At 61.3% G+C, this 12598-nt stretch carries 10 protein-coding genes and 1 pseudogene; 3 read left to right on the top strand and 8 right to left on the bottom strand.

All coding sequences use genetic code 11. The annotated features are described in order from the left end of the window. Positions 1-2: 2 nt before the first annotated feature. From ACP7E0_RS30890 to ACP7E0_RS30855, 8 genes are all read right to left on the bottom strand, one after another. Positions 3-1757 (bottom strand): FAD-dependent oxidoreductase, encoded by a 1755-nt coding sequence (locus ACP7E0_RS30890; protein ID WP_426130699.1) that lies wholly within the window; start codon positions 1755-1757, stop codon positions 3-5. After that, a complete protein-coding gene (locus tag ACP7E0_RS30885) occupies positions 1750-2835 on the bottom strand; it encodes a branched-chain amino acid ABC transporter permease (protein WP_426130697.1) in 1086 nt (361 codons plus the stop codon). The genes ACP7E0_RS30890 and ACP7E0_RS30885 overlap by 8 nt, the downstream gene beginning before the upstream one ends. Before the next feature lie 9 nt (positions 2836-2844). After that, positions 2845-3708 carry a branched-chain amino acid ABC transporter permease gene (locus tag ACP7E0_RS30880; RefSeq protein ID WP_426130695.1) on the bottom strand — a complete coding sequence of 288 codons (864 nt, stop codon included), beginning with the start codon at positions 3706-3708 and terminating at the stop codon, positions 2845-2847. Further along, positions 3695-4414 carry an ABC transporter ATP-binding protein gene (locus ACP7E0_RS30875; protein ID WP_426130693.1) on the bottom strand — a complete coding sequence of 240 codons (720 nt, stop codon included), beginning with the start codon at positions 4412-4414 and terminating at the stop codon, positions 3695-3697. Before ACP7E0_RS30875 ends, ACP7E0_RS30880 begins: the two co-directional genes overlap by 14 nt. Then, positions 4414-5133, bottom strand: coding sequence for an ABC transporter ATP-binding protein (locus ACP7E0_RS30870; RefSeq protein WP_426130691.1), 720 nt, complete (start codon positions 5131-5133; stop codon positions 4414-4416). The genes ACP7E0_RS30875 and ACP7E0_RS30870 overlap by 1 nt, the downstream gene beginning before the upstream one ends. 158 nt (positions 5134-5291) lie before the next feature. After that, a complete protein-coding gene (locus ACP7E0_RS30865; protein WP_426130689.1) occupies positions 5292-6572 on the bottom strand; it encodes an ABC transporter substrate-binding protein in 1281 nt (426 codons plus the stop codon). 54 nt (positions 6573-6626) lie between these two features. Beyond that, positions 6627-7685 (bottom strand): maleylacetate reductase, encoded by a 1059-nt coding sequence (locus ACP7E0_RS30860; RefSeq protein ID WP_426130687.1) that lies wholly within the window; start codon positions 7683-7685, stop codon positions 6627-6629. Next, positions 7682-8551: a dioxygenase gene (locus ACP7E0_RS30855; RefSeq protein WP_426130685.1), complete on the bottom strand. Its 870-nt coding sequence runs from the start codon at positions 8549-8551 to the stop codon at positions 7682-7684. The genes ACP7E0_RS30860 and ACP7E0_RS30855 overlap by 4 nt, the downstream gene beginning before the upstream one ends. A gap of 95 nt (positions 8552-8646) precedes the next feature. On the opposite strand from ACP7E0_RS30855, the gene ACP7E0_RS30850 reads away from it, so the two are divergent. From ACP7E0_RS30850 to ACP7E0_RS30840, 3 genes and pseudogenes are all read left to right on the top strand, one after another. Then, the gene (locus ACP7E0_RS30850) at positions 8647-9597 is read left to right on the top strand and encodes a LysR family transcriptional regulator (RefSeq protein ID WP_426130683.1); all 951 of its coding nucleotides are present in this window, start codon (positions 8647-8649) and stop codon (positions 9595-9597) included. A 755-nt stretch (positions 9598-10352) separates the two neighbouring features. Continuing rightward, positions 10353-12173, top strand: a complete 1821-nt coding sequence (locus ACP7E0_RS30845) for a methyl-accepting chemotaxis protein (protein ID WP_426130681.1) — start codon at positions 10353-10355, stop codon at positions 12171-12173. Between the two features lie 74 nt (positions 12174-12247). Beyond that, a pseudogene (locus ACP7E0_RS30840) lies at positions 12248-12538 on the top strand (class I SAM-dependent methyltransferase); the annotation flags it as partial. Positions 12539-12598: the final 60 nt, after the last annotated feature.

The raw sequence follows: 12598 nt of genomic DNA, 5'->3' as shown, positions 1-12598 counted from the left end.
TCTCACTTTCCAAGAATGGCGGTCAGCACCCGCCGCAGTTCGGCTGCCGGATCGTCGCCGATCGCCTCGCTGCGCCAGGCAACATGGTGATCAGGGCGAACGAGCAGGACACCGCTGTCGCGGATTTCGCGTATGTTTGCCCAATCGCCGGTAAAGTCCTGCCAGTGCTGGCGCGGTCCGATGACATGCGTGGTGATGTCGATGCCCAATTCTTTGGCCAAACTGCGCGCCGCCTCGACCCAGCCCTGCCCGCCGATTCCGGTCAGCACCGTGAACTTGCCATGCCCAGTGAGATCAAGCGTCGAAACCTTCTCACCGCTCGCGGAAAACACCCAGGCGTGCGGCAGCCGCGCACCCGGCCAGCTCGTCTGCTGGCAATGCAGTTCCGGGTCCTTGGTGAAGGCCGGTTCCGCCTGCCCGTCGGTGACTGCGGCACCTGAACGATAGCGCTGGTTCATCTCCACACCGTGGCAATCGAATTCATAGACCTTGTCGGCGATCGCTTTGCGGATGGCGGCGCGCTGCTCTTCGGCGGCAACCGTATTGTTGCAGCGGGCGTCCATGTTCTGCTGCATCTTTACGGGGTCGATGGAATCGAGCAACCCGAGCGCCTTAAAGATCGGTCCGAATTCCTCGATCGACTTGTTGGCGCGGGTGACGATCTGCTTGGCGACCGGCGCGCGCTCGGCCTGATAGCTGTCGAGCAGCTTTGGGCCCGCCGTGCCCTTCATGACGAAAGCCAGCTTCCAGGCGAGATTGAAGGCGTCCTGGATCGAGGTATTCGAGCCGAGCCCGTTCGACGGCGGATGACGGTGCGTGGCATCACCCATGCAGAAGACGCGGCCGTTCGACATGGTGGTGGCGTACATGTTGTTGACGGTCCAGGTGGAGACCGACTTGATGGTCATCTCAAGATCCGGATCGCCGACGAGATCGCGCACCACCTTTTTCGCATGGTCCTCATCCACCGAGGGCGCCGGCTGGTTGATGTCATAGCCCCAGACGATCAACCATTCATCCCAGGGCCTGACCATGCGCACCAGGCCCATGCCGATACCACCGACATCGGCGCCGGGCTGCAGCACCCAGTAGAGCACCGACGGGCGATGGGCGACGAGACGAGACAGGTCGGCCTTGAACAGGATGTTCATCGATCCGGCGACGCCCATCTTACCTTCAAAGGTCAGGCCCGCATGTTCCGCCACCTTGGAATTGCCGCCATCGGCGCCGACCAGATATTTCGAACGGACAGTGAATTCCTTGCCGGTCAGCCGGTCGAGACAGGTCGTCGTCACGCCATCGCCGTCCTGCACATGGCTCAGATATTCCGTCGACATGCGCGACTGGCTGCCGCGTGAACAGGCCGTCTTGAACAGCAGCGGCTCCATGAAGGTCTGCGGCAGGTCGTTCATGTGCGTCGGCGACGACAGCTGGTGCTCGGCGCGCGACAGCGGGTGTTTGCCCCAGCTCTTCATCCTGCCGATTTCCTCGCCGGTGAGCGAAGTGCAGAAGACGTTCTCGCCCATCAGGTCCTGTTCTGCGGCGAACATATAGGCCTCGTCCTCCACGTCGGGGCCAAGATCGCGCAGCACCTCCATGGTGCGCTGGTTTGTGATGTGGGCGCGCGGCGTGCTGGCGAGCCAACGGTAGCGGTTAATCACCAGGTTCTCGACCCCGTAGGACGAAAGCAGGGCTGCGGTGGCCGAGCCTGCCGGGCCGGTGCCGATAATGAGGATGTCGGTGGTAATGTCAGCCATGGGGCCCTCCCTTATGCGTGAGATTGAGCGGCCCGCCCTTCAGGACGCGGCGGACCGGGAAAAGCTGGATGCCGGTGCGGTCGGAGAACAATCCCCAGAGGCCGCGCGGGGCAAAAAGCATGACGACGATGCCGAGAAGGCCCAGCATCAGCAGATACCAGGAGCCATAATCGGCAAGCAGGTTCTGGAGGAGAAAGAAGATGATGACACCCAGGATCGGGCCTTCGATCGTGCCGATGCCGCCGATCACGACGATGAAGATGACGTAGGCCGTCCAGTCGGTGACCGAGAACGCGGCGTCCGGCGAAATGCGCGCCTTCTGCACGTAGATGAGTGCCCCGGCGATCCCGGTGATAAAGGCGGTCGCGAGATAGACCAGCGTTTTCATCCGCCGCGCATCGACACCGACCGCGCGGGCCGCCTGTTCATTGTCGCGGACCGCGGCAAGGCCGAGCCCCTGCTTGCTGCGCAACAGACCATAGATGAACCCGATGGTCGCGACGACGAGGATCAGCGCCAGCCAGTAGGTCAGCGCGTCACCCGCCTGCGAGGCCTTCATGGCAAAGAGATCGCGCAGCAAACCGACGCCCATCATGTCGCGGGCGGCATCGCGCGGTAGCGAGGTGCCGGTGCCGCCGCCAAGCGCCTTCCACTGCGCCAGCAGCAACCGCACCACTTCGGCCACCACCCAGGTGCCGATGGCGAAGTAAGGGCCGTAGAGCCGGAAGGTGAAGAAGGCGGTCGGAATTGCCAGTGCCACCGCGAACACACCGGCAATCGGGATGGCCACGACCGGATCGACGCCGAACAGGATGACAGCACCGAACATGGTATAGGCGCCGAAGCCGACAAAGGCCTGCTGGCCGACCGAGATCAGCCCGGCATAACCGGCAAGCAGGTTCCAGTTCTGCGCCAGCACCAGCATGGTGAGGATGAAGAACAGGTCTTGGATGACGCCGCGCGAGACGATGAACGGTGCAGCAAAAGCGAGCAGCAACAGGGCGATGACCGCGATTGCCGAAAGCGTCGACGCCCTGTTGCGTGTTTCGACCGTGTAAGAGGGAATGGCCATGGTCATCTATGCACCTCAATCAACCGCGCGCGGGAAAAGGCCGCGCGGCTTGAACAGAAGAACGGCAAGGAACGCCAGATGGCCGGCAAGGATCTGCCATTCCGGATTGATCGCGGCCCCCACCGTCTGCGCCACGCCGAGAATAATGCCGCCGGCGAGCGTCCCCCAGAGCGAACCGAGCCCGCCGATGATCACCGCTTCAAAGGCATAGATCAGCCGCGACGGTCCGGACGTCGGATCAAAATTGGCGCGGGTGCCGAGATAGAGTGCTGCTATCGTCACCACCACCATGGCAAGCCCTGTTGCCATTGCGAAGATGCGCTGCGGCCGGATGCCCATGAGCCCGGCGGTCACCGGATCGTCGGACGTAGCCCGAAAGGCGCGGCCGACGGAGGTGCGGTAGATCAGCTGGTTGAGACAGACGATAACGGCGACGGCTGAGAAGAACGTCATCAGCGGCATGATACCTGCGGTGACAGGGCCGAGGTTGACCGAGGCGCTCTCAAGACTGCCGGCAAAGACGCGACGGCTATCGGCGGAGAAACTTTCGAGCAAGCCGTTCTGGATGACGATCGACAGCCCGAAAGTGACGAGCAGCGGCGGCAGGATATCCTTGCCGAGCGTGCGGTTGAGCAGGAAATATTGCAGGGCCCAGCCGACGGCGAACATCAGCGGCATCGCGATCACTGCCGCGACGAACGGGTTGAGTCCGAGTGTCGTCGCCAGCACTAGGATCAGGAAGGCGGCAAGCACGATCAGGTCGCCATGTGCGAGATTGACCAGCCGCATGATGCCGAAGACGAGGCTGAGGCCCGCCGCAAACAGCGCATAGAGCCCGCCAAGCAGTACGCCCTGGAGAATGGTATCAAGCCAGTTCATGATGGTCCGTCCCGAAATAGGCCTTGTGGATGGCGTCGCGGCTGAGATCGGCGGCGCGGCCGGAGAGCGTCACCCGCCCCTCCATCATGCAGTAGACGCGGTCGGCCACCTTCAGTGCCTGTGCGATGTCCTGCTCGACGATGACGATCGAGGCGCCGGTGTCTCGGATGCGCGGAAAGGCCGCATAGATATCGCGCACAACAACGGGTGCCAGCCCGAGGCTGATCTCGTCGCAGAGCAGCACTTGCGGGTTGGACATCAGCGCGCGGCCGATCGCCACCATCTGCTGCTGCCCGCCGGAAAGCGCCGTCGAGGGGTTGTTGCGCCGTTCCTTCAGGATCGGAAACAGCGCGAAGATACTGTCGAGCGTCCACGGACCGTCGATCTTTCTGCCATACCTTCCGATCAGCAGGTTTTCCTCGACGCTCAGCGACGGAAAGAGTTTTCGCCCTTCCGGCACCATGGCGACGCCGCGCGCGAGGATATCCGGCGCCGCCAGCGCTCCGATCGGCTCATCGCGAAAAAGGATCGACGCCGGTGCATTGGCAAGCACGCCCGAGATCGAGCGCATCAGCGTCGTCTTGCCCGCGCCGTTAGCACCGATGATGGCGATGGTTTCGCCTGCGCCGACCATGATATCGACGCCGAACAGCGCCTGGAAATCGCCGTAGGAGGCAGTCAGCCCTTTGGTCTCTATCAGGGCCATCAGATCTCGATCCCCAGGTAGATTTCGCGGACATCGCGCGATGCCATGATCTCGTCGGGCTTGCCGATGCCGATGACCTTGCCGAAATGCAGCACCAGCAGACGTTCGACGACTGAATTCAATGCGTGCAGCACATGCTCGATCCAGATGACGGCGACGCCGCGGGCGTGGATGGCGTGGATGGTGGCGACCAGCGAGCGGCATTCACCTTCGGTCAGTCCGCCGGCAATTTCATCGAGCAGCAGCAGCCTCGGCTCAGTTGCCAATGCGCGGGCCAATTCCAGCCGCTTGCGCTGCAGAAGCGATAAGCCGCCGGCCAGCACATTCGCCTTGTCGATCAGCCCCGTATCCACGAGGATTTCGGCGCAGCGGTCCGAGACGTCGGCCTCGGTCTGTCGCGAGCCGAAAGCCCCTGCCACCAGCAGGTTTTCAAACACAGTCAGTTTCTCGAACGGCTGCGGGATCTGGAACGTCCGGCCCATGCCGGACAGACAGCGCGCCATCGGCGGCGTGCGCGTCACATCGCTGCCGAGAAACCGGATGCTACCGCTGTCGGCGGAGATATTGCCGGTGATCAGGTTGAACAGCGTCGATTTGCCGGCGCCGTTCGGCCCGATGATCCCCAACGCCTCGCCTTCGTTGACGGCAAAGCAGATTTGCTCGGCGACGGTCAGCGCGCCGAACTTCTTCGAGATCCCGTCAAGTTCAAGAATAGCCATGGTTTCCGTTCCAGTCCGTTTGCCGCATTGCCCCTCCCCCTTTTCTCAGGAAGCCAGACGGGGAGTGTGAAAGGCGCCGCTTCGTCGCTTCTCCCCTCAAGCGGGAAGAAGATGGCCCCCGCTCTTGTCCTGAAGGAGAGCCGGCAAGGGCTAGGCGATCACCCGATCGCTTCCATTTTGCCGCCGACCGGAATGTTCGGCGCCGTCTTGTTGTCGGTGATCACAAGATCATATCCGCCGCCGTCCTTCAGCCGCCATTGACCGCCGACAAGCGGGGTCTTGGCGATGTTCTTGGCAGCAAACGGCGGCAGACCCTTGCCGTCCCACGCAATTGGTCCGACCAGCGTATCGAGCTTGGTGGCGGCGATCGCCTGCGCAACGACATCGCCGTCGGTCGGATCGCCGGCGCGCTTCATCACGTCCACCGCCAGTTCGAACAGGGCATGGGCAAACCCGATCGGCTGCGTCCAGGGCCGGCTTGTCGCCTTGGTGAACGCTACCGCCACCTGCGCAGCGCTTTCCCCCGTCAGCGACGACTTGAAGGGATGGCTCGGCGTCCACCAGACTTCCGACGAGAGGTTATGTCCGGCATTGCCCAGCGCTTCCACCGTTTGCGGGAAAAGAAGTGCCTTGCCGATTGACGCGATTTTTGGCGCAAACCCCTGCTGCTTGGCCTGGTTCCAGAAGGTGGTGAAATCCGGCGGGATGACGACGCCGGTGATGATCTCGCACTGGCCGGACTTGAAGGCGTTGATCTGCGCGGAAAAATCGTCGGTCATGTTCTGGTAGCGGCCAGGATCGACCAGGCCGTAACCCATATTTTCCAGGACAGGCGGGAAACCAACGGTCTTGTCGCCCCAGGCATTGCCGTCGCCATCGTTGGGGAACAGGCCGCCGACCTTTTTGTTGGTCTCGATCTGCGCCCACATGTTGGTAAAGACGGCAATGACGTCCTCCAGCCCCCAGAAGAAGTGATAGGCGTAGTTGAACGGTTTCCACGAGGCCGGGTCGCCCGGATTGCCCTGCTGGCCGATGAACCACGGCTGCCACGGGGCGACCGTCGAAATGCACGGCATTTCTTCAGCCTCGCAGGTGGTCGCTACCGGATTGGTTGTTTCCGGCGTCGAGGCGACCAGAACGAGGTTTACCTCGTCATCGACGATCAGTTCTTTAGCGACTTCCGCCGCCCGGTTCGGATTGGACTGGCTGTCCTTGACGACGACCTCGTAGTTGAGCCCCTTCGACTTGGTGGCTGCCAGGAAGCTGTCGATGACGAACTTGTCGGCCTCGCCGAACGCGGCGAGCGGTCCCGTCTGCGGACTGACATAGCCGAGCTTGATGGCCGCCCCTTGAGCGATCGCAGGGGTCGCAAGCCCGGATGTCGCGGCCAGTGCACCGGTTGCAGCCGTCGTCTTCAGAAAATCGCGTCTCGTAAACATGTTTCCTCCTCCCATTGTCCTCTCCTCCCAGAGATTGACGTGTCTGCGTTCAGTCTATTCCGGCCGCCTGCCCTCCCAGGCATCCTGCAGCAGGGCACGAATGGATTTCCGGTCGATCGGCCGTGGATTCCAATAGGGATTTTCGGTGGCGATCTCAGCCGCACGGTCGAGATCGGCTGCGGTGAGCCCCAGATCCCGCAAGGCCAGCGGCGCGCCGATCTCCCTGGCAAAGTCCCACAATCCGCCACCCACCGAACCGCCGAAGATCCCGGCGACAGGCGCCAGCAGATCGGGGACCGAAACGGCGTTGTAGGCGGCCGTGTGCGCCAGCATGATCGCGTGCGTATCGGCATGCGGCGTATCGAACGTGCCGCCGAGCGTGTGGCAGATCTTGTGGTGCAGCGCCATGCCGACTGTGCCGAGCACCGTGCCGCAAAGCCATGCACCGTAGAGCGCATCGCCGCGCAGATCCGGCGCCGCTGGCGTCGCGATGATCCCCGGCAGGCTGGTCTTGAAGGCGCGCAGCCCCTCGACCGCCATCAGCGTCGAAATCGGGTTTCGGTCCTGCGCATAGAGTGCCTCGACCGCATGGGCCATGGCGTTCAGGCCCGACGTGACGCTCATCCCGATCTGCAGGCCCAGCGTCAGCGCCGGGTCATAGATCACCACTTCCGGCAGGATGCTTTCATGCCGCACGGTGGTTTTGCGCCCGCCTGCGGTTTGACCCAGGATCGGCGTCACTTCCGATCCGGCATAGGTTGTCGGAATGACGATCTGCGGCATGTCTGTCCGGTAGGCGATCGCCTTGCCGAGCCCGGTCGTCGATCCGCCGCCGAGCGCCACGACGCAATCCGCCCTGGTTTCGGCCACGACCTTCATCGCCGTTTCGGTAACATCGACAGGCGTATGCATGACGGCACCGGCAAAGACGCCGGCAGCGAGTGGTCCGAGCTTTACGGCGAGTGCTTCCGCATCCCCCATCTGTTGAGGCGTCGACAGAACTAGCGCCCGGCTGCACCCAAGTTTGTCCACCCAATCAGCGGCGGTAGCGCTCTTGCCTTGGCCAAAGACGATATGGGCCGGACTGCCGCTATAGGTGAAATCCCGGCTCATGTGTCGGTCCCCTGTCTGGCGCGAACCATCACGAAGGTCAGGTCCAGCTTCCATGCCGGTGCGCCCTTGCCCTGCCGCTCGAAAATGTGCACCAGCTCGGGCTTGACGCCGAAGATGGCATCCTCGGCCAGGTGCGGATCGCTGCCGTCATAGATATGCGTGACGATCGTTTCGAAGCCCGGTGCCTTGATCATGAAGTGAAGGTGCGCTGGGCGGTGCAGCGGATAGCCCGCCTGCCGCAGCAGCTCGCCGACAGGCCCATCGTCCGGCACGCCGTAGCCGCAGGGTTTGACGGTTCGATAGTGGAAACGGCCTTCCGCATCCGTGCGGAAAAGTCCGCGCAGGTTGAATTCCGGCTGCAGGTCCGGCTGCTGGTTTTCGTAGAACCCTTCCGCATTGGCCTGCCAGGTGATGATTTCGGCATTGGCGACCGGATCGCCATCGAGATCCTGAACGCGACCTGATATTTCCATCCTTTCGCCGACGCCATCGAGCGAGATATTGCTGCCGAGCGCCTTGTGCGGAACATCGGCACGGAAGAACGGCCCGCGTACGGTGTTGGGCGTTGCCGTCTTCGGGCGGCGCGAATTGATTTCCTCGACCAGCGCCGATGCGCCGAGAAGATCCGACAGCAGCACCCATTCCTGGCGCCGCTCGTCACTGGTATGTCCGACCTCGGTGAGGAATTCGATGACCTTGCGCCAGTCCGCCTGGCTGGGGCGCAATTCGCGGATCAGGGCATGGAGATGCGTCACCGCTGCCGCTAGAACCTTCGGCAGGCTATCGTCCTTCGATTGCGGAAGTCGTTTCGTGAACATGTCATGCGAGGTGGCCTCGCTGAAATTCAGCGCCATCGGACCGGTCATGCTTCTCCTCCAAAACATCGGCTGGTGGAGATGAATTTAATCCAAACGCGGCGCGTGAGTGATGATTTTATTTCGGATTAATATATCATATCGTTATGAAAATAGATGAGCGCCACCTTGTTCAGCTTGCGGCCGTTGTCAAAACAGGCGGCGTCACCGAAGGCGCGGCCCTGCTCGGCCTCTCGCAGCCGGCAGTCTCCCGCACGCTGTCCATGCTCGAAGCCCGCATCGGCGAACCGCTCTTCATCAAGGGCCGCCGGCCGCTGCAGCCGACGCCATTGGGGCGGGCGCTGGCCGATCACGGCCAGACGATGCTGTCGGCATCGCGCAAGGCTTCCGATGTCGTCGAGAGCTTTCGTGTCGGCAAGAGCGGCGTGGTGCGCGTCGGCGGCACGCCCTTCTTCATGGATGCGCTGATCGCCGGCATGATCGCCGAGTTCCAGAACCTCCATCCGGACGTGCGCATCGACCAGACCTACGGCTATTTCCCTGATTTGCGCGCTGCGCTCCACGCCGACCAGATCGACCTTGCCATCTGCCCGATCGATATCCTCGATGAGGGCTCCGGCCTCGAATTCCAGCAGATCCTCCCCGGCCGCAATGTGGTTGCCTGCCGCGTCACCCATCCCTTGTTGCTGAAGCGTAAGCCGCAGCCTGCACACCTGCTCGATTTCCCCTGGATTGCCCCGCCGCCCGGCAGCCCGCTGCTCGCTGACCTGCGCAGCATGCTGCTGTCGTTCGGCGCAACCGAGATCAAGATCCGCTATTCCGGCGGCTCACTGATGAGCGTCGTCAACTATATGAAGGCGGCCGACGCGTTGACGATCATGCCGCACAGCGTCGTCTTTGCGCTGCGCAACGAAAAATCGATCACAGCGCTTCCCGTTCCCATTCCGCATCCCGAACGCGCATTGGGCCTTCTAAAGCGCTCGGATGCGGCCCGCGCTCCCTCAGTCGATCACTTCGCTCGCCACATCCGCACGGGCTTCGACAATCTCAAGCACCTGATCAAGCGGCATGAACAATCGGTCGTCTGGGGTTCATGAACTGAATAGGCCCATACCTAGACCTTCAGGCTAGATGGGAGGCAAGAGGCTCTCCGCCTCGAACTTGCTGTCGAACGCCTCGATGAAGCCGTTGTCGATCGGTTTTCCGAGCCGAGAGAAAGTCGCGGGGGGGTGTGGGCTCGCCTTAACTGGCTAGGGCGGAGAGGACAGAGGGGCGCGGTGAGTACTGGCACACAGACGCTTATGAAGAGCGCAACGGCCGCTGGATGGTTGTGTGGTATCAGGCCACGGCCATCAGCCCCTAGTGGCATTTTACCTAGTTCTGGATATGGACATACGCTTTCACGGTCCGATCCAAATCTCGGACGAACCACATCGATGTGCTCTCGCAGAAGTACGATCTTGAAATCGTCAGAACTACGGAAGCCGCGAGACGAGACAAGCTCATTCATTGACCTGACCTTACGCGCGAACCTAGTTTGACATGAATTGTCACCACTGTTTCGGCTCGTCGTGCGTGGCGCACTATGGACTGCCGCCATTTGTCTCTGCAAAGGCTAAATTTCGCGGATAGACCGTCCAGTTTTCAACCAGGCGTACCGAGCGCCGCAGTCAATAAAAAACGTCGCACTGATGCCGCCGAATTTCACGACGTCCCCAGAGCTGGAGCGACTGCCTGCCTCGGAGGATACCCTCTCGAAGGCAAAATATTTGTTTTAGCCAATGCTTTTTAAGTGCTGTTTAAGCATATTCCGTGAATCTGAATAACAATGTTTTTAAGGGGGCACGGCAGAATGGCGACGATCCGGACCAAGATGATGATTGTAAGCGTGGCAATGTTTGTTCTTGCAGGCGGCGCTGCGGGTGCGGGGCTCTGGAGTGCGAATACGTTGACAAGAAATGTCGAGGGCGTGGCCAAGGTTGCCAACATTCTACGGAATCACATGCAGGCGGACATGATGCACGATGCCCTCCGCGCGGACGTACTTTCGGCAATGCTTGCGCAAGATCCAGCGGCCGATATCGACATCAAGGACGTCAATGCCGACTTGACCGAGCACATCTCATCCTTCCGCTCATCGCTCGCCGCTAACAAGGAACTGGCCGTCGATCCTTCAATTGACGCTGTGCTGAGCGCGTTGGATAACCCTTTGGAGAGTTATATCGACGGCGCAGCTTCGATCGTTGGAGAGGCATCGACGGAGCCAGCAAAGGCATTGGCGGACTTGCCTGCATTCAAGACGCAGTTCTCAACATTGGAAACAGCCATGGCGAAAGCCGGCGACAATATCCAAGCACTCTCCGACCAGGTGATGCGCGACAGTGAGGCACTGTCGTTCTTCATCGATAAAATGCTAATTTGCATTCTCGGCGCCACCAGCATTGCCGCCCTGGCACTCCTGTATATCTGCAGCAAAACAATCATCAAGCCGATCAAGACGCTGTCGAACGACATGCAACAGCTCGCCGACGGCCGGACCGACTTTGTCCTTCAGGGCACTGAACGGCATGATGAAATCGGCGACATGGCCGCTGCCGTGGAAGTTTTCCGGCTAGCAGCTATTAGCAATAAAAGGCTTGAAGCCGACGCAGTTTTGCAACGCGAACGGGCGGATGCTGACCGTGGCCGCCTGACCGAGGAGGCGGAAGCTGCAGCGCGGTTGAGGCTTCAGCAAGCGACGTCTAGCCTAGCCACCGGTTTGCGGCGTCTGGCCTCAGGTGATCTCGGCTTTCAACTTCTGGAGCCCTTCGCACCAGATTTCGAAGATTTGCGCCACGATCTCAACACCGCTGTCGAGCAACTGAGCGGGGCCTTGACCTCGGTTGCGCAGGCAGCTGGATCGATCGATAGCGGCACAAGGGAAATCAGCATGAGTTCGGATGATCTTTCAAAGCGTACCGAGCAGCAGGCCGCATCGCTTGAGGAAACGGCGGCAGCACTCGACGAGATCACTGCCAATGTCTCCAATGCTTCCAAACGGGCTGACGAGGCTCGCAGCGTTGCCGTCAGCGCCAACACAAGCGCTGCGCATTCCGGCGCAGTCGTCGCCAATGCCATCAACGCGATGCAGCGCATCGAGGCGTCCTCCAGTGAGATCTCCAACATTATCGGTGTGATTGACGAGATCGCCTTCCAGACTAACCTGCTGGCGCTCAATGCCGGGGTCGAGGCTGCGCGCGCAGGAGAGGCCGGCAAGGGGTTTGCGGTGGTCGCGCAGGAAGTGCGGGAGTTGGCTCAGCGCTCTGCCAAGGCAGCCAAGGAAATCAAGGATCTGATCCGCAATTCGACCACAGAGGTAGAGAGCGGCGTAAAACTCGTTCGCGAGACAGGCGACGCCTTGAAGACCATCGAGAAGTATGTGGTCACCATCAACCAGCATATGGACGCCATTGCGACCTCCTCACGTGAGCAGTCGCTTGGATTGGCGGAGGTGAATACGGCAGTGAACCAGATGGATCAAGTGACACAACGCAATGCGGCGATGGTCGAGGAAACCAATGCGGCAAGTGCAACGCTTGCCGACGAAAGCCGCAAATTGCACGAGCTGATTTCGCAGTTCCAACTGGGTAATAGCCAAGCCGCGCAAACCGGCAACCAGAGGCGCGCCGCCTGATTGAAGTTATGTGGTGTTCACGGCCAACCGACCCGCCTGCGTCCGTGGCGATCATTGCCGCCGACAGGGTCGCGGCGAGCCTGGCCGATTTCAATCGAGCCGCCTACGAACGGCTGAAGCCTAGTGGGTTCTACGTCATCGTCTATCACGCCGCCGCCGCCGGAGCAGGTTCGGGCAATGCCCAGTCGTCGTCGCATCGGATCGATGCCTGCCTCCGTCGGCGAGGAGGTGGAGGCGGCCGGCTTCGTACTGGACGCGGAAAGCATCATGCTCACGAACAGGGACGATTCGCATCGATCAAGGTGTTCAATCTCTCAATTGTGGGCGAGACGGATCGCTCCGCCTATCGGTTTGTGAAGCCGTGACAGGGGGCGGCGCCAACCTCAAGCCGACCTCCCAAGGAGGGGGTTTAAAACCCTCACAGG

The organism is Pararhizobium sp. PWRC1-1 (assembly GCF_049897905.1).
Taxonomy (GTDB): Bacteria; Pseudomonadota; Alphaproteobacteria; order Rhizobiales; family Rhizobiaceae; genus Pararhizobium.
The sequence above is the reverse complement of the archived record's forward strand: the minus strand, read 5'-3'. Positions and strand labels throughout refer to the sequence as shown.